The 16,122-nt window shown below is 55.8% G+C and carries 21 protein-coding genes; all 21 read right to left on the minus strand.

The genetic code is table 11. The annotated features are described in order from the left end of the window. Positions 1–10: 10 nt before the first annotated feature. The 21 genes from rpsH to rpoC all read right to left on the minus strand — a co-directional run bounded on the left by rpsH (position 11) and on the right by rpoC (position 16,085). A complete protein-coding gene (gene rpsH / locus LOY35_RS25180) occupies positions 11–403 on the minus strand; it encodes a 30S ribosomal protein S8 (RefSeq protein ID WP_017848802.1) in 393 nt (130 codons plus the stop codon). A gap of 209 nt (positions 404–612) precedes the next feature. Next, positions 613–918, minus strand: coding sequence for a 30S ribosomal protein S14 (gene rpsN, locus LOY35_RS25185; RefSeq protein ID WP_003186042.1), 306 nt, complete (start codon positions 916–918; stop codon positions 613–615). Positions 919–931: 13 nt separating this feature from the next. Further along, positions 932–1,471, minus strand: a complete 540-nt coding sequence (rplE, locus tag LOY35_RS25190; RefSeq protein ID WP_258628467.1) for a 50S ribosomal protein L5 — start codon at positions 1,469–1,471, stop codon at positions 932–934. Positions 1,472–1,491: 20 nt separating this feature from the next. Continuing rightward, positions 1,492–1,806, minus strand: coding sequence for a 50S ribosomal protein L24 (rplX, locus tag LOY35_RS25195; RefSeq protein WP_003186046.1), 315 nt, complete (start codon positions 1,804–1,806; stop codon positions 1,492–1,494). Between the two features lie 11 nt (positions 1,807–1,817). Next, on the minus strand, positions 1,818–2,186 hold the full coding sequence (rplN, locus tag LOY35_RS25200) for a 50S ribosomal protein L14 (protein ID WP_024778329.1): 369 nt from the start codon (positions 2,184–2,186) through the stop codon (positions 1,818–1,820). A gap of 23 nt (positions 2,187–2,209) precedes the next feature. Continuing rightward, positions 2,210–2,476, minus strand: a complete 267-nt coding sequence (gene rpsQ, locus LOY35_RS25205; protein WP_003194644.1) for a 30S ribosomal protein S17 — start codon at positions 2,474–2,476, stop codon at positions 2,210–2,212. Between the two features lie 2 nt (positions 2,477–2,478). Next, positions 2,479–2,670: a 50S ribosomal protein L29 gene (rpmC, locus tag LOY35_RS25210; RefSeq protein WP_002555481.1), complete on the minus strand. Its 192-nt coding sequence runs from the start codon at positions 2,668–2,670 to the stop codon at positions 2,479–2,481. Next, on the minus strand, positions 2,670–3,083 hold the full coding sequence (gene rplP / locus LOY35_RS25215) for a 50S ribosomal protein L16 (RefSeq protein ID WP_003186052.1): 414 nt from the start codon (positions 3,081–3,083) through the stop codon (positions 2,670–2,672). The genes rpmC and rplP overlap by 1 nt, the downstream gene beginning before the upstream one ends. A gap of 12 nt (positions 3,084–3,095) precedes the next feature. Continuing rightward, a complete protein-coding gene (gene rpsC / locus LOY35_RS25220) occupies positions 3,096–3,782 on the minus strand; it encodes a 30S ribosomal protein S3 (RefSeq protein WP_024778328.1) in 687 nt (228 codons plus the stop codon). Positions 3,783–3,795: 13 nt separating this feature from the next. Beyond that, entirely contained in the window at positions 3,796–4,128 is a 333-nt protein-coding gene (gene rplV, locus LOY35_RS25225; RefSeq protein ID WP_003103908.1) for a 50S ribosomal protein L22, read from the minus strand. Between the two features lie 11 nt (positions 4,129–4,139). Beyond that, positions 4,140–4,415: a 30S ribosomal protein S19 gene (gene rpsS, locus LOY35_RS25230; RefSeq protein WP_002555486.1), complete on the minus strand. Its 276-nt coding sequence runs from the start codon at positions 4,413–4,415 to the stop codon at positions 4,140–4,142. Positions 4,416–4,431: 16 nt separating this feature from the next. Next, complete coding sequence (gene rplB / locus LOY35_RS25235; protein ID WP_007924198.1) at positions 4,432–5,256, minus strand: 50S ribosomal protein L2; 825 nt, start codon at positions 5,254–5,256, stop codon at positions 4,432–4,434. Between the two features lie 14 nt (positions 5,257–5,270). Further along, complete coding sequence (rplW, locus tag LOY35_RS25240) at positions 5,271–5,570, minus strand: 50S ribosomal protein L23 (RefSeq protein WP_002555488.1); 300 nt, start codon at positions 5,568–5,570, stop codon at positions 5,271–5,273. Then, a complete protein-coding gene (rplD, locus tag LOY35_RS25245) occupies positions 5,567–6,169 on the minus strand; it encodes a 50S ribosomal protein L4 (RefSeq protein ID WP_003186057.1) in 603 nt (200 codons plus the stop codon). Before rplD ends, rplW begins: the two co-directional genes overlap by 4 nt. 12 nt (positions 6,170–6,181) lie before the next feature. Continuing rightward, a complete protein-coding gene (gene rplC, locus LOY35_RS25250; RefSeq protein ID WP_041022493.1) occupies positions 6,182–6,817 on the minus strand; it encodes a 50S ribosomal protein L3 in 636 nt (211 codons plus the stop codon). An 80-nt stretch (positions 6,818–6,897) separates the two neighbouring features. Next, positions 6,898–7,209 (minus strand): 30S ribosomal protein S10, encoded by a 312-nt coding sequence (gene rpsJ / locus LOY35_RS25255; protein WP_003186070.1) that lies wholly within the window; start codon positions 7,207–7,209, stop codon positions 6,898–6,900. 156 nt (positions 7,210–7,365) lie between these two features. Further along, positions 7,366–8,559 carry an elongation factor Tu gene (tuf, locus tag LOY35_RS25260; protein WP_053191465.1) on the minus strand — a complete coding sequence of 398 codons (1,194 nt, stop codon included), beginning with the start codon at positions 8,557–8,559 and terminating at the stop codon, positions 7,366–7,368. A gap of 31 nt (positions 8,560–8,590) precedes the next feature. After that, positions 8,591–10,693 carry an elongation factor G gene (gene fusA / locus LOY35_RS25265; protein WP_258628481.1) on the minus strand — a complete coding sequence of 701 codons (2,103 nt, stop codon included), beginning with the start codon at positions 10,691–10,693 and terminating at the stop codon, positions 8,591–8,593. A gap of 30 nt (positions 10,694–10,723) precedes the next feature. After that, positions 10,724–11,194 carry a 30S ribosomal protein S7 gene (gene rpsG / locus LOY35_RS25270; RefSeq protein ID WP_024776462.1) on the minus strand — a complete coding sequence of 157 codons (471 nt, stop codon included), beginning with the start codon at positions 11,192–11,194 and terminating at the stop codon, positions 10,724–10,726. A gap of 103 nt (positions 11,195–11,297) precedes the next feature. Further along, complete coding sequence (rpsL, locus tag LOY35_RS25275; protein WP_003186084.1) at positions 11,298–11,669, minus strand: 30S ribosomal protein S12; 372 nt, start codon at positions 11,667–11,669, stop codon at positions 11,298–11,300. Positions 11,670–11,885: 216 nt separating this feature from the next. Then, positions 11,886–16,085: a DNA-directed RNA polymerase subunit beta' gene (gene rpoC, locus LOY35_RS25280; protein ID WP_258628484.1), complete on the minus strand. Its 4,200-nt coding sequence runs from the start codon at positions 16,083–16,085 to the stop codon at positions 11,886–11,888. Positions 16,086–16,122: the final 37 nt, after the last annotated feature.

Here is a 16,122-nt window from a genome sequence, read left to right on the forward strand (position 1 = left end):
TTATCCCCCCTTAGAACACAGTGCAAAGAACTTCGCCGCCGACACCGGCAGCGCGCGCAGCACGATCAGTCATCACACCTTTGTTGGTGGAGACGATAGACACGCCCAGACCGCCGCGAACTTTCGGCAGATCCTCGACGGACTTGTACTGACGCAGGCCTGGACGGCTAACGCGCTTCACTTCCTCGATGACCGGACGGCCTTCGAAGTATTTCAGCTCGATGGACAGCAGTGGCTTGATTTCGCTGCTGATCTGATAACCCGCGATGTAACCTTCGTCCTTCAGGACTTTTGCTACAGCCACCTTCAACGTGGAAGACGGCATGCTTACGACGGACTTTTCAGCCATCTGGGCATTACGGATTCGAGTTAGCATGTCCGCTAACGGGTCCTGCATACTCATGGGCTAGACGCTCCTAATGCAAAAAAATTAGCCTTGCGGCTACTACGTGTCGCCGAGAAACTCCGGGCAAGAAAAACACGGGCTCAGGCGAGCCGGTCATTCTAGACATACCCCAGAAATGAATCAAGCCCCAAAAGGGGCTTGATTCTGCTTCAAGGCCACCGGTGGTCAGGATCCTGGGATCCCGACCACCGAGACTTTGACAGTGCTTACCAGCTGGCTTTAACCAGACCTGGAACGTCACCACGCATTGCAGCTTGGCGCAGCATGTTACGGCCGAGGCCGAACTTGCGGTATACGCCGTGCGGACGACCAGTCAGGCGGCAGCGGTTACGCATGCGCGAGGCGCTTGCGTCACGTGGCTGCTTCTGCAGTGCTACGGTAGCTTCCCAACGTGCTTCTGGACTTGCGTTCAGATCAACGATGATAGCTTTCAGCGCTGCACGCTTGGTGGCGTACTTGGCAACGGTGAGCTGACGCTTCAGCTCACGGTTCTTCATGCTCTTCTTGGCCATTTTCCTACTCCAATCAGTTGCGGAACGGGAATTTGAAAGCACGCAGCAGAGCGCGACCTTCGTCATCCGATTTGGCAGTGGTGGTCAGGGTAATGTCCAGACCGCGCAGAGCATCGATCTTGTCGTAATCGATTTCCGGGAAAATGATCTGCTCTTTCACGCCCATGCTGTAGTTGCCACGACCATCGAAGGACTTGGCATTCAGGCCGCGGAAGTCGCGAACCCGAGGCAGGGAGATCGACAGCAGACGATCCAGGAACTCATACATACGATCGCGACGCAGGGTCACTTTGACACCGATCGGCCAACCTTCGCGGACTTTGAAGCCAGCGATGGATTTGCGAGCGTGAGTCACAACGACTTTCTGGCCGGTGATCTTCTCCAGGTCAGCTACCGCGTGCTCGATGATTTTCTTGTCACCGATCGCTTCGCCCAGACCCATGTTCAGGGTGATCTTGGTAATGCGCGGAACTTCCATCACGTTCGCCAGCTTAAGTTCTTCCTTAAGCTTCGGTGCGATTTCCTTCCGGTAAATCTCTTTCAGTCGTGCCATGGTCTTCTACCTAGCAGTGTTCAAGCATCAACCGCTTTTTGGGTCGACTTGAAGACACGAATTTTTTTGCCGTCTTCTACTTTGAAACCAACGCGGTCAGCCTTGTTGGTTTCGCCGTTGAAAATGGCGACGTTGGAAGCGTGCAGTGGCGCTTCTTTCTCGACGATACCGCCCTGTACGCCCGACATCGGGTTAGGCTTGGTATGGCGCTTGACCAGGTTCAGACCACCGACAACCAGACGGTTGTCAGCGAGAACCTTGAGCACCTTACCGCGCTTGCCCTTGTCTTTGCCGGCGATCACGATGATCTCGTCGTCACGACGAATCTTTTGCATGTCGGATCTCCTTACAGCACTTCTGGGGCGAGCGAGACGATCTTCATAAACTTCTCAGTACGAAGTTCACGGGTCACTGGCCCAAAGATACGGGTGCCGATTGGCTCTTGCTTGTTGTTCAACAGAACAGCAGCGTTGCCATCAAAGCGGATGATGGAGCCGTCAGCGCGACGAACACCATGGCGAGTGCGGACTACAACAGCAGTCATCACCTGACCTTTCTTCACTTTACCGCGAGGAATTGCTTCCTTGACGGTAACTTTGATGATGTCGCCAATAGCAGCGTAACGACGATGGGAGCCACCCAGCACCTTGATGCACATAACGCGGCGAGCGCCGCTGTTATCGGCCACATCAAGCATGGATTGAGTCTGAATCATATAATTTCTCCGACCCCTAGCCCTTAGACTTCCACAGCGCGTTCGAGAACATCAACCAGCGCCCAAGATTTGGTCTTGGCCATCGGACGGGTTTCACGAATAGTGACCTTGTCGCCGATGTGGCATTGATTGGTTTCGTCGTGCGCGTGCAGCTTAGTCGAACGCTTAACGTATTTACCGTAGATCGGGTGCTTAACGCGACGCTCGATCAGAACGGTGATGGTTTTGTCCATCTTGTCGCTGACAACACGGCCAGTCAGCGTACGGACAGTTTTTTCGGCTTCAGCCATGATTACTTACCTGCCTGCTGGTTGAGCACAGTTTTCACGCGAGCGATGTCACGCTTAACTTGCGAGAGCAGATGAGACTGCCCCAACTGGCCAGTTGCTTTCTGCATACGCAGATTGAACTGGTCGCGCAGCAGGCCGAGCAGTTGCTCGTTCAGCTGCTGTGCTGATTTTTCACGAAGTTCATTCGCTTTCATCACATCACCGTCCGTTTAACAAAGGAGGTGGCGAGCGGCAGCTTTGCAGCAGCCAGGGCGAAAGCCTCACGCGCCAGCTCTTCAGAAACACCCTCGATTTCATACAGGACTTTGCCTGGCTGAATCTGGGCAACCCAGTACTCCACGTTACCCTTACCTTTACCCATCCGAACTTCGAGTGGCTTCTTGGTGACAGGCTTGTCCGGGAATACACGGATCCAGATCTTGCCGCCACGTTTTACGTGACGGGTCAGAGCACGACGCGCTGACTCGATCTGACGAGCGGTGAGACGACCACGAGCAACAGACTTCAGCGCGAACTCGCCGAAGCTGACTTTGCTACCGCGCAATGCCAGGCCACGGTTGTGACCGGTCATCTGCTTGCGGAACTTCGTACGCTTTGGTTGCAACATTTGGCGTACCCCTTACTTAGCAGCTTTTTTACGAGGCGCTGGTGCTTGTGGTTTCAGCTCTTCTTGGCGACCACCAATTACTTCGCCTTTGAAGATCCAAACCTTTACACCGATCACACCGTAGGTGGTGTGAGCTTCGTAGTTGGCATAGTCGATGTCGGCACGCAGGGTGTGCAGTGGCACACGACCTTCGCGATACCATTCAGTACGTGCGATTTCAGCACCGCCGAGACGACCGCTCACTTGGATTTTGATGCCTTTGGCACCAATGCGAATGGCGTTCTGTACTGCGCGCTTCATAGCGCGACGGAACATTACGCGACGCTCCAGCTGCTGAGCTACGCTCTGCGCAACCAGCATACCGTCGAGCTCCGGCTTGCGGATCTCTTCGATATTGATGTGCACAGGCACACCCATTTGCTTGGTCAGGTCCTGACGCAGTTTCTCAACATCTTCACCTTTCTTCCCGATAACGATACCTGGACGAGCGGTGTGGATGGTGATACGTGCAGTCTGAGCCGGACGATGGATATCGATACGGCTTACGGACGCGCTTTTTAGTTTGTCTTGGAGATACTCACGCACCTTCAGATCAGCGAACAAGTAGTCCGCATAAGTCCGACCGTCTGCGTACCAGACGGAGGTGTGCTCCTTGACGATTCCCAGGCGAATGCCAATGGGATGTACTTTCTGACCCATCTCTTCGACTCCGTTACTTGTCAGCAACCTTGACAGTGATATGGCAAGACCGCTTGACGATGCGATCAGCACGGCCTTTGGCACGTGGCATGATGCGCTTCAGCGAACGCCCTTCGTTGACGAAAACGGTGCTGACCTTCAGGTCATCAACGTCTGCGCCTTCGTTATGCTCGGCGTTGGCTACGGCCGACTCCAGCACTTTTTTCATGATCTCGGCGGCTTTCTTACTGCTGAAAGCCAACAGGTTGAGCGCTTCGCCCACCTTCTTCCCGCGGATCTGGTCGGCGACCAAGCGGGCTTTCTGGGCGGAGATTCGAGCGCCCGACAACTTAGCGGCTACTTCCATTTCCTTACCCCTTAACGCTTGGCTTTCTTGTCAGCCACGTGCCCACGGTATGTGCGGGTACCGGCGAACTCGCCCAGTTTGTGGCCGACCATGTCTTCGTTCACGAGAACTGGGACGTGCTGGCGACCGTTGTGTACTGCGATGGTCAGACCGACCATTTGTGGCAGGATCATCGAACGACGCGACCAGGTCTTAACTGGTTTGCGATCGTTCTTTTCCGCCGCCACTTCGATCTTCTTCAGTAGGTGAAGATCAATAAAAGGACCTTTTTTCAGAGAACGTGGCACTGTCGTATCCCTCTATTTACTTGCGACGACGGACGATCATTTTGTCGGTACGCTTATTACCACGAGTCTTCGCGCCCTTAGTCGGGAAGCCCCATGGCGATACCGGATGACGACCACCAGAGGTACGACCTTCACCACCACCATGTGGGTGGTCAACCGGGTTCATGGCAACACCACGAACGGTTGGGCGAACGCCACGCCAGCGCTTGGCACCAGCTTTACCCAACGAACGCAGGCTGTGCTCGGAGTTCGAGACTTCGCCCAGGGTCGCACGGCATTCAGCCAGTACTTTACGCATCTCACCAGAACGCAGACGCAGGGTCACGTAGACACCTTCACGAGCGATCAGCTGAGCCGAAGCACCAGCGGAACGAGCGATTTGCGCGCCTTTACCTGGCTTCAATTCGATGCCGTGTACGGTGCTACCAACTGGAATGTTACGCAGTTGCAGAGCGTTGCCCGGCTTGATCGGCGCCAGGGCACCTGCGATCAGCTGGTCACCAGCACTCACGCCTTTAGGGGCGATGATGTAGCGACGCTCGCCATCTGCGTACAGCAGCAGAGCGATGTGAGCAGTACGGTTTGGATCGTATTCGATACGCTCGACGGTGGCAGCGATGCCATCCTTGTCGTTGCGACGGAAGTCGACCAGACGATAATGCTGCTTATGACCACCACCCACGTGACGTGTAGTGATACGGCCATTGTTGTTACGACCACCAGACTTCGATTTTTTCTCGAGCAGCGGTGCGTGAGGAGCGCCTTTATGCAGCTCCTGGTTGACCACCTTGACCACAAAACGGCGGCCAGGGGAAGTCGGTTTGCATTTAACGATTGCCATGATGCACCCCTTCCTTACTCAGCACTGCTGCTGAAATCGAGATCTTGGCCTGGCTGAAGGGAGATAACTGCCTTCTTCCAGTCATTACGCTTGCCCAGACCGCGAGCAGTGCGCTTGCTTTTACCCAGAACGTTCAGGGTAGTCACGCGCTCTACTTTCACGCTGAACAGGCTTTCGACGGCCTTCTTGATTTCCAGCTTGGTTGCGTCGGTAGCAACCTTGAAAACGAACTGGCCTTTCTTGTCTGCCAGAACCGTAGCCTTCTCGGAAACGTGCGGGCCAAGCAGAACTTTAAATACGCGTTCCTGGTTCATCCCAGCAGCTCCTCGAATTTCTTCACGGCCGACACGGTGATCAACACCTTGTCGTATGCGATCAGACTGACCGGATCGGAACCCTGTACGTCACGAACATCGACGTGCGGCAGGTTACGAGCAGCCAGGTACAGGTTCTGATCAACAGCGTCAGACACGATCAGGACGTCAGTCAGGCCCATGCCGTTCAGCTTGTTCAGCAGATCTTTGGTTTTCGGTGCTTCAACAGCGAAGTCCTGAACCACGACCAGACGATCAGTACGCACCAGTTCAGCAAGGATGGAACGCATTGCTGCGCGATACATCTTCTTGTTCAGCTTCTGGGAGTGATCCTGAGGACGAGCTGCGAAAGTGGTACCGCCGCCACGCCAGATTGGGCTACGGATAGTACCGGCACGAGCACGGCCAGTACCTTTCTGACGCCATGGGCGCTTACCGCCACCAGAAACGTCGGAACGGGTCTTTTGCTGCTTGCTACCTTGACGGCCGCCGGCCATGTAGGCCACGACTGCTTGGTGAACCAGCGTCTCGTTGAATTCGCCGCCAAATGTCAGTTCGGAAACTTCGATCGCTTGAGCGTCATTTACATTTAATTGCATGTCAGCTTCCCCTTAACCGCGAGCCTTGGCTGCTGGACGTACAACCACGTTGCCGCCAGTAGCGCCAGGAACAGCGCCCTTGACCAACAACAGATTGCGTTCAGCGTCCACGCGCACTACTTCGAGGGACTGCACGGTCACGCGCTCGGCGCCCATATGACCGGACATTTTTTTGCCCTTGAATACACGACCAGGAGTCTGGCACTGGCCGATAGAGCCTGGAACGCGGTGGGATACGGAGTTACCGTGGGTGTTATCTTGCCCGCGGAAGTTCCAACGCTTGATCGTACCCTGGAAGCCTTTACCTTTGGACTGACCGGTTACATCAACCAGTTGACCAGCAGCGAAGATTTCAGCGTTGATCAGATCGCCGGCCTGGTACTCGCCTTCTTCAAGACGGAATTCCAGTACGGTACGACCAGCGGCAACGTTCGCCTTGGCGAAGTGGCCAGCTTGAGCAGCTGTTACACGCGAAGCACGACGCTCGCCGACAGTGACTTGCACTGCACGATAGCCATCGGTCTCTTCAGTTTTGAACTGGGTGACGCGATTCGGCTCGATCTCAATGACCGTGACCGGAATGGAGACACCTTCTTCGGTGAAAATACGGGTCATACCGCATTTACGACCGACTACACCAATAGTCATGTTGTAAACCTCATGAGTGTACGGGGCTTTCACCCGCTATGGCCGCCCATTTCAGAGCGTTACACGACTAAGACCGAGTCTTAGCCGAGGCTGATCTGCACTTCCACACCGGCCGCAAGATCGAGCTTCATAAGTGCATCAACGGTTTTATCCGTTGGCTGGACGATGTCCAGAACGCGCTTATGAGTACGGATCTCGTACTGGTCACGCGCGTCTTTGTTGACGTGCGGGGAGACCAGAACGGTGAACCGCTCTTTACGGGTAGGCAGTGGAATTGGACCACGCACTTGAGCACCAGTACGTTTCGCGGTTTCCACGATTTCCTGGGTGGATTGGTCGATCAGGCGATGGTCAAAGGCCTTCAACCTGATACGGATTTGCTGATTTTGCATTGGATTTCAGACTCCGGCTGCTATTCCCACCGGGCGCAATACGCCCGTTAAAAGGAGGCGCAATTCTATAGACGCCCCCGATAGGTGTCAACCCAATAAAAAAGCCCCCGCTTGGCGGGGGCTTTTTCAACTCATCAAGCAGACTCTAAAAGAGACTTACTCGATGACTTTGGCTACGACGCCGGCGCCGACGGTACGACCGCCTTCACGGATAGCGAAACGCAGACCGTCTTCCATCGCGATGGTTTTGATCAGAGTGACAGTCATCTGGATGTTGTCACCTGGCATTACCATTTCAACGCCTTCTGGCAGCTCGCAGTTACCAGTCACGTCAGTTGTACGGAAGTAGAACTGTGGACGGTAGCCTTTGAAGAACGGAGTATGACGACCGCCTTCTTCCTTGCTCAGAACGTAAACTTCGGCAACGAACTTGGTGTGCGGCTTGACGGTGCCTGGCTTGACCAGAACCTGGCCACGCTCAACGTCGTCACGCTTGGTGCCGCGCAGCAGCACGCCGCAGTTCTCGCCAGCACGACCTTCGTCGAGCAGCTTGCGGAACATTTCAACGCCGGTGCAGGTAGTTTTCTGAGTGTCGCGCAGACCGACGATCTCAACTTCTTCCTGGATGCGGACGATGCCACGCTCAACACGACCAGTCACAACAGTACCGCGACCGGAGATCGAGAATACGTCTTCGATTGGCATCAGGAACGGCTTGTCGATAGCACGCTCTGGCTCTGGGATGTAACTGTCCAGAGTTTCCACCAGCTTCTTGACAGCAGTGGTGCCCATTTCGTTGTCGTCTTGGCCGTTCAGAGCCATCAGAGCCGAACCGATGATGATTGGAGTGTCATCACCTGGGAAGTCGTAAGTGCTCAGCAGGTCGCGCACTTCCATCTCAACCAGTTCCAGCAGCTCAGCGTCGTCAACCATGTCAGCCTTGTTCAGGAAGACAACGATGTACGGAACGCCTACCTGGCGGGACAGCAGGATGTGCTCACGAGTTTGTGGCATCGGACCATCAGCGGCCGAGCAAACCAGGATCGCGCCATCCATCTGGGCAGCACCGGTGATCATGTTTTTTACGTAGTCGGCGTGACCTGGGCAGTCAACGTGTGCGTAGTGACGCACGGCCGAGTCGTATTCAACGTGAGCGGTGTTGATGGTGATACCGCGAGCTTTTTCTTCCGGGGCGCTGTCGATCTTGTCGAAGTCAACCTTGGCCGAACCGAAAACTTCGGAGCAGACACGGGTCAGAGCAGCGGTCAGAGTGGTTTTACCGTGGTCAACGTGACCGATGGTGCCAACGTTGACGTGCGGTTTGTTACGTTCAAATTTTTCTTTAGCCACGACAATTAACTCCTAGCCTAAAGGGGCTGAATCAGCCTTGTTTTTTAACGATAGCTTCGACGACGTTCGACGGAGCCTCGGAGTATTTGGAGAATTCCATAGAGTAGCTCGCGCGACCCTGGGACATGGAACGAACGTCGGTTGCGTAACCGAACATCTCGCCCAGCGGAACCTCGGCACGGATAACCTTACCGGAAACCGTGTCTTCCATACCCTGGATCAGACCGCGACGACGGTTCAAGTCACCCATCACGTCGCCCATGTAGTCCTCAGGTGTTACGACTTCAACCTTCATGATCGGCTCAAGAACAACACCGCCACCCTTGGTAGCCAGTTGCTTGGTCGCCATGGAGGCCGCCACCTTGAACGCCATCTCGTTGGAGTCGACGTCGTGGTAAGAACCGTCGAACACGGTAGCCTTCAGGCCGATCAGCGGATAGCCGGCGACAACGCCGTTCTTCATCTGCTCTTCGATACCCTTCTGGATAGCCGGGATGTATTCCTTCGGAACCACACCACCGACTACTTCGTTCACGAACTGCAGACCTTCCTGACCTTCGTCAGCAGGGGCAAAACGGATCCAGCAGTGGCCGAACTGACCACGACCGCCGGACTGGCGAACGAACTTGCCTTCGATCTCACAAGCCTTCGTGATCTTCTCACGATAGGAAACCTGTGGCTTACCGATGTTGGCTTCGACGTTGAACTCACGGCGCATCCGGTCAACCAGGATGTCCAGGTGCAGTTCGCCCATGCCGGAGATGATCGTCTGACCAGTCTCTTCATCAGTCTTGACGCGGAAAGACGGGTCTTCCTGAGCGAGCTTGCCCAGAGCGATACCCATTTTTTCCTGGTCATCCTTGGTTTTCGGCTCAACGGCAACCGAGATAACCGGCTCCGGGAAGTCCATGCGAACCAGGATGATTGGCTTGTCAGCGGAGCACAGGGTGTCACCAGTGGTGACGTCCTTCATGCCGATCAGGGCCGCGATGTCGCCAGCGCGCACTTCCTTGATCTCTTCGCGGGTGTTTGCGTGCATCTGCACCATACGACCCACGCGCTCTTTCTTGCCCTTGACCGAGTTGATCACGCCGTCGCCGGAGTTCAACACGCCCGAGTAAACGCGAGCAAATGTCAGGGTACCCACGAATGGGTCGGTAGCGATCTTGAACGCCAGAGCCGAGAACGGCTCGTTGTCGTCTGCATGACGCTCCATTTCGACAGTCTCGTCATCCGGGTCGGAACCCTTGATGGCTGGAATGTCGACCGGTGCAGGCAGGTAGTCGATAACGGCGTCGAGAACCAGGGGAACACCCTTGTTCTTGAAGGAAGAACCGCAAACAGCCAGAACGATTTCGCCAGCGATAGTACGCTGACGCAGAGCAGCCTTGATCTCTTCGATCGACAGCTCTTCGCCTTCCAGGTACTTGTTCATCAGCTCTTCGTTGGCTTCGGCGGCAGCCTCAACCATGTTGCCGCGCCACTCTTCAGCCAGCTCTTGCAGCTCAGCCGGGATTGGACCACGAATGGCAGCCATACCCTTGTCGCCATCGTTCCAGCGAACAGCTTCCATGGTCATCAGATCGATCTGACCTTCGAAGTTGTCTTCGGAACCGATAGCCAACTGGATAGGCACCGGAGTGTGACCCAGACGCTGCTTGATCTGACCGATCACGCGCAGGAAGTTGGCACCAGCACGGTCCATCTTGTTTACGTAAACAAGACGCGGAACGCCGTATTTGTTGGCTTGACGCCATACGGTTTCAGACTGAGGCTCAACACCGGAAGTACCGCAGAACACAACGACAGCGCCGTCGAGTACGCGCAGCGAACGCTCTACTTCAATGGTGAAGTCAACGTGGCCGGGGGTATCGATGATGTTGAAGCGGTGCTTAGGGAATTGCTTGTTAGAGCCTTCCCAGAAAGCAGTAGTAGCAGCGGAGGTAATGGTAATACCCCGCTCCTGCTCTTGTACCATCCAGTCCATGGTCGCGGCGCCATCATGCACCTCGCCCATTTTGTGGTTTACGCCCGTGTAGAACAGGACGCGCTCGGTGGTAGTGGTTTTACCCGCATCCACGTGAGCAACGATACCAATGTTACGGTAGCGTTTAATATCGGTTGTACGAGCCATAAAGCCCTCGCAAATTGAGTGACGCTGAAATTAGAAGCGGTAGTGCGAGAAAGCCTTGTTGGCCTCAGCCATACGGTGCACGTCTTCACGCTTCTTAACTGCAGCACCTTTACCTTCAGCAGCGTCCAGCAGCTCACCAGCCAAACGCAGAGCCATGGACTTCTCGCCGCGCTTACGGGCGAAGTCTACGAGCCAGCGCATGGCCAGAGCGTTACGACGGGACGGACGAACTTCGACCGGAACCTGGTAGGTAGCACCGCCTACGCGGCGCGACTTCACTTCGACCAGCGGAGCGATGGCGTCGAGTGCTTTTTCGAAGAGTTCCAGGGGATCGGAGTTCTTACGCTCTTTAACTTTTTCCAGCGCGCCATAAACGATACGTTCGGCGACGGCTTTCTTGCCGCTTTCCATAACGTGGTTCATGAACTTGGCGAGAATCTGGCTTCCGTATTTCGGATCGTCCAGAATCTCACGTTTGGCTGCTACGCGACGTCTTGGCATTGATAAGCCCTCAAACGGTCTTCAGGTTAGCCCGGGACAGCAAAAGCGTGCCCGACCTTACTCTTATCGACTCAATAAAAATGAAAAACTGCAAAACGACCGATTACTTCGGACGCTTGGTACCGTACTTCGAACGACCCTGGTTACGGCCTTTGACGCCGGAGGTATCCAAGGAGCCGCGAACGGTGTGGTAACGAACACCTGGCAAGTCTTTTACACGACCGCCGCGGATCAGTACCACGCTGTGCTCTTGCAGGTTGTGGCCTTCACCGCCGATGTACGAGGAAACCTCGAAACCGTTGGTCAGACGCACACGGCATACTTTACGCAGTGCCGAGTTAGGTTTTTTCGGCGTGGTGGTATACACACGGGTGCATACGCCACGACGTTGCGGGCAGTTCTGCAGCGCAGGTACGTCGGATTTCTCGACGATACGCTTACGCGGCTGACGTACCAGCTGGTTGATAGTTGCCATCTACTAGCTCCACTGTTGTCTTGCGACGCTATTGTCTTACAAGAAAAGCAAAATGGCAGGAACGAATTCCCGCCAAATTTAGGGGATCAAGAGTCTAAAGAGGATCTTGTCCCCAGTCAAGGCAAGGCCCCGACCTCCTCGCTCACCGGATCTCGACAATTTGTCTCGATCCGGCGAATGAGGCGACCAGGGCCAGGCACTTAATTACTGCAGAACTCAGTTACCGCTCGAGTTCAACGCTTCGGTCAGTGCAGCTTCCACTTCACTGGCGCTTACGCGCAACGGCTTGTCTGCATCACGGCGACGCTTGCGCTCGCTGTGATAGGCCAAACCGGTACCAGCCGGGATCAGACGACCCACGACCACGTTTTCCTTCAGGCCGCGCAGGTAATCGCGCTTGCCGGTGACTGCCGCTTCGGTCAGTACCCGGGTGGTTTCCTGGAAGGAAGCCGCCGAGATGAACGATTCGGTGGACAACGACGCCTTGGTGATACCCAGCAGAACGCGGGTGAACTTGGCGACAAACTTGTCTTCCGCGCTCAGACGCTCGTTCTCTACCAGTACGTGAGTCAGCTCCATCTGGTCGCCCTTGATGAAACTGGAATCGCCGGACTCGGAGATCTCAACTTTACGCAGCATCTGACGCAGGATGGTCTCGATGTGCTTGTCGTTGATCTTCACGCCTTGCAGACGGTAAACGTCCTGGATTTCGTTCACGATGTACTTGGCCAGCGCACTCACACCCAGCAGACGCAGGATATCGTGTGGATCGCTCGGGCCGTCGGAGATAACTTCGCCGCGGTTTACCTGTTCGCCTTCGAAGACGTTCAGGTGACGCCACTTCGGAATCAGCTCTTCATACGGATCGCTACCGTCGTTCGGGGTGATAACCAGACGGCGCTTGCCCTTGGTCTCTTTACCGAACGCGATGGTGCCGCTGACTTCAGCCAGGATCGAAGCTTCTTTCGGACGACGGGCTTCGAACAGGTCGGCAACACGCGGCAGACCACCGGTGATGTCGCGAGTTTTCGAAGTTTCTTGCGGGATACGAGCGATAACATCACCGATCGCGATCCGCGCACCGTCCGCCACACCGACCAGGGCGTTGGCTGGCAGGAAGTACTGAGCGATTACGTCAGTGCCTGGCAGCAACAGATCCTTGCCGTTGTCGTCGACCATCTTCACGGCTGGACGGATGTCCTTGCCGGCAGCTGGACGATCTTTGGCGTCGAGTACTTCAATGTTGGTCATACCGGTCAATTCGTCGGTCTGACGCTTGATCGTGATGCCTTCTTCCATGCCCACGTAGGTCACGGTACCTTTCATCTCGGTGACGATCGGGTGAGTGTGCGGATCCCACTTGGCCACGATTGCACCAGCTTCGACCTTGTCACCTTCCTTCACCGAAATCACAGCACCGTAAGGCAGCTTGTAACGCTCGCGCTCACGACCGAAGTCGTCCGCGATCGCCAGCTCACCGGAACGGGATACCGCCACCAGGTGACCGTCCACTCGCTCAACGTGCTTCAGGTTGTGCAGACGGACAGTACCGCCATTCTTCACCTGAACGCTGTCGGCCGCGGAGGTCCGGCTTGCCGCACCACCGATGTGGAACGTACGCATCGTCAGCTGGGTACCCGGTTCACCGATGGACTGGGCAGCGATAACGCCGACCGCTTCACCGATGTTCACCTGATGACCGCGAGCCAGGTCGCGACCGTAGCACTTGGCGCAGATGCCGTAGCGGGTTTCGCAACTGATCGGAGAACGCACGATCACTTCGTCGATGCTGTTGAGCTCGATGAACTCGACCCACTTCTCGTCAACCAGAGTGCCAGCAGGAACGATCACGTCCTCGGTACCCGGCTTGAAGACGTCACGGGCAATGACACGGCCCAGTACGCGCTCACCCAACGGCTCGACAACGTCACCGCCTTCAATATGCGGTGTCATCAGCAGGCCATGTTCGGTGCCGCAATCGATCTCGGTCACGACCAGATCCTGCGCCACGTCTACCAGACGACGGGTCAGGTAACCGGAGTTCGCCGTTTTCAACGCGGTATCCGCAAGACCCTTACGAGCACCGTGCGTGGAGATGAAGTACTGGAGTACGCTCAAACCTTCACGGAAGTTCGCTGTAATCGGGGTCTCGATGATGGAGCCGTCCGGCTTGGCCATCAGGCCACGCATACCGGCGAGCTGACGGATCTGCGCAGCAGAACCCCGTGCGCCCGAGTCGGCCATCATGTACATCGAGTTGAAGGACTCCTGGTCGACTTCATCGCCATGACGGTCGATGACTTTCTCTTTCGAGAGGTTGGCCATCATCGCCTTGGAGACTTCGTCGTTCGCCTTGGACCAGAGGTCGATTACCTTGTTGTACTTCTCGCCCTGGGTTACCAGGCCTGAGGCGTACTGACTTTCGATCTCTTTCACTTCTTCGGTAGCGGCACCGATGATGCGGGCTTTTTCATCCGGGATAACGAAGTCGTTAACACCGATGGAAACACCGGAGATGGTCGAATAGGCAAAACCGGTGTACATCAACTGGTCAGCGAAGATCACGGTCTCTTTCAGACCAACCACGCGATAGCACTGGTTGATCAGCTTGGAGATCGCCTTTTTCTTCATCGGCAGGTTGACGACGTCGAAGGACAGACCTTTCGGCACCACCTGGAACAACAGCGCACGGCCGACGGTCGTGTCGACGATACGGGTGTTGGTCACGCTGTTGCCGTCACGATCGTTAACGGTTTCGTTGATCCGCACCTTGACCTTGGCGTGCAGTGCGGCTTCGCCGGCACGGAACACACGGTCAACTTCCTGCAGATCCGCGAACACACGACCTTCGCCCTTGGCGTTGATCGCTTCACGAGTCATGTAGTACAGACCCAATACAACGTCCTGCGACGGAACGATGATCGGCTCACCGTTGGCTGGCGACAGGATGTTGTTGGTGGACATCATCAACGCGCGCGCTTCGAGCTGGGCTTCCAGCGTCAGCGGTACGTGCACGGCCATTTGGTCGCCGTCGAAGTCGGCGTTGTACGCAGCACAGACCAGCGGGTGCAGCTGGATAGCCTTACCTTCGATCAGTACCGGTTCAAACGCCTGGATACCCAGACGGTGAAGGGTCGGTGCACGGTTGAGCAGTACCGGGTGTTCGCGAATCACTTCGGCGAGAACGTCCCAGACCTCTGGCAGTTCGCGCTCGACCATCTTCTTCGCAGCCTTGATGGTGGTCGCCAGACCACGCATTTCCAGCTTGCCGAAAATGAACGGCTTGAACAGCTCCAGAGCCATCTTCTTAGGCAGACCGCACTGGTGCAGACGCAGGGTCGGACCTACGGTAATTACCGAACGACCGGAGTAGTCAACGCGCTTACCGAGCAAGTTCTGACGGAAACGACCCTGCTTACCCTTGATCATGTCAGCCAGGGATTTCAGAGGACGCTTGTTGGAGCCGGTGATAGCGCGGCCACGACGACCGTTGTCGAGCAGTGCGTCGACCGCTTCCTGCAACATACGCTTTTCGTTGCGCACGATGATGTCCGGAGCGGACAGGTCGAGCAGGCGCTTCAAGCGGTTGTTACGGTTGATCACCCGACGATACAGATCGTTGAGGTCGGAAGTCGCGAAACGACCGCCATCGAGCGGAACCAGTGGACGCAGGTCTGGCGGTAGAACCGGCAGAACGGTCAGCACCATCCACTCTGGCAAGTTGCCGGAACCCTGGAAGGCCTCCATCAACTTCAGACGCTTGGACAGCTTCTTGATCTTGGTTTCGGAGTTGGTTTGCGGAATTTCTTCACGCAGACGGCCAATCTCGTGTTCCAGGTCGATCGCGTGCAGCAGTTCGCGGACAGCTTCGGCACCCATGCGGGCATCGAAATCGTCGCCGAATTCTTCCAACGCTTCGAAATACTGCTCGTCGTTCAGCAGCTGACCTTTTTCAAGGGTGGTCATGCCTGGATCGATAACGACATAGCTCTCGAAGTAGAGAACGCGCTCGATATCACGCAGGGTCATGTCCATCAGCAGGCCGATACGGGACGGCAGCGATTTCAGGAACCAGATGTGGGCAACCGGCGACGCCAGCTCGATGTGCGCCATGCGCTCACGACGAACTTTTGCCAGTGCAACTTCAACGCCGCACTTCTCGCAGATCACACCACGATGCTTCAAGCGCTTGTACTTACCGCACAGGCACTCGTAATCCTTTACCGGGCCAAAGATCTTGGCGCAGAACAGGCCGTCACGCTCAGGTTTGAACGTACGGTAGTTAATGGTTTCCGGCTTTTTCACTTCACCGAACGACCACGAACGGATCATCTCAGGCGAGGCCAATCCGATACGGATGGCGTCGAACTCTTCGACTTGACCCTGGTTTTTCAGCAAATTCAGTAGGTCTTTCAAGGCCTTTCCTCCTGGCGGAGCAGAGAGCGGGCAGGAC

It is taken from the genome of Pseudomonas sp. B21-028, assembly GCF_024749045.1.
Lineage (GTDB): Bacteria > Pseudomonadota > Gammaproteobacteria > Pseudomonadales > Pseudomonadaceae > Aquipseudomonas.

Coding starts and splice junctions, on each gene's coding strand:
- rpsH (WP_017848802.1), bottom strand. CDS start 403: ATGAGTATGCAGGACCCGTTAGCGGACATGCTAACTCGAATCCGTAAT.
- rpsN (WP_003186042.1), bottom strand. CDS start 918: ATGGCCAAGAAGAGCATGAAGAACCGTGAGCTGAAGCGTCAGCTCACC.
- rplE (WP_258628467.1), bottom strand. CDS start 1,471: ATGGCACGACTGAAAGAGATTTACCGGAAGGAAATCGCACCGAAGCTT.
- rplX (WP_003186046.1), bottom strand. CDS start 1,806: ATGCAAAAGATTCGTCGTGACGACGAGATCATCGTGATCGCCGGCAAA.
- rplN (WP_024778329.1), bottom strand. CDS start 2,186: ATGATTCAGACTCAATCCATGCTTGATGTGGCCGATAACAGCGGCGCT.
- rpsQ (WP_003194644.1), bottom strand. CDS start 2,476: ATGGCTGAAGCCGAAAAAACTGTCCGTACGCTGACTGGCCGTGTTGTC.
- rpmC (WP_002555481.1), bottom strand. CDS start 2,670: ATGAAAGCGAATGAACTTCGTGAAAAATCAGCACAGCAGCTGAACGAG.
- rplP (WP_003186052.1), bottom strand. CDS start 3,083: ATGTTGCAACCAAAGCGTACGAAGTTCCGCAAGCAGATGACCGGTCAC.
- rpsC (WP_024778328.1), bottom strand. CDS start 3,782: ATGGGTCAGAAAGTACATCCCATTGGCATTCGCCTGGGAATCGTCAAG.
- rplV (WP_003103908.1), bottom strand. CDS start 4,128: ATGGAAGTAGCCGCTAAGTTGTCGGGCGCTCGAATCTCCGCCCAGAAA.
- rplB (WP_007924198.1), bottom strand. CDS start 5,256: ATGGCAATCGTTAAATGCAAACCGACTTCCCCTGGCCGCCGTTTTGTG.
- rplW (WP_002555488.1), bottom strand. CDS start 5,570: ATGAACCAGGAACGCGTATTTAAAGTTCTGCTTGGCCCGCACGTTTCC.
- rplD (WP_003186057.1), bottom strand. CDS start 6,169: ATGCAATTAAATGTAAATGACGCTCAAGCGATCGAAGTTTCCGAACTG.
- rplC (WP_041022493.1), bottom strand. CDS start 6,817: ATGACTATTGGTGTAGTCGGTCGTAAATGCGGTATGACCCGTATTTTC.
- rpsJ (WP_003186070.1), bottom strand. CDS start 7,209: ATGCAAAATCAGCAAATCCGTATCAGGTTGAAGGCCTTTGACCATCGC.
- fusA (WP_258628481.1), bottom strand. CDS start 10,693: ATGGCTCGTACAACCGATATTAAACGCTACCGTAACATTGGTATCGTT.
- rpsG (WP_024776462.1), bottom strand. CDS start 11,194: ATGCCAAGACGTCGCGTAGCAGCCAAACGTGAGATTCTGGACGATCCG.
- rpsL (WP_003186084.1), bottom strand. CDS start 11,669: ATGGCAACTATCAACCAGCTGGTACGTCAGCCGCGTAAGCGTATCGTC.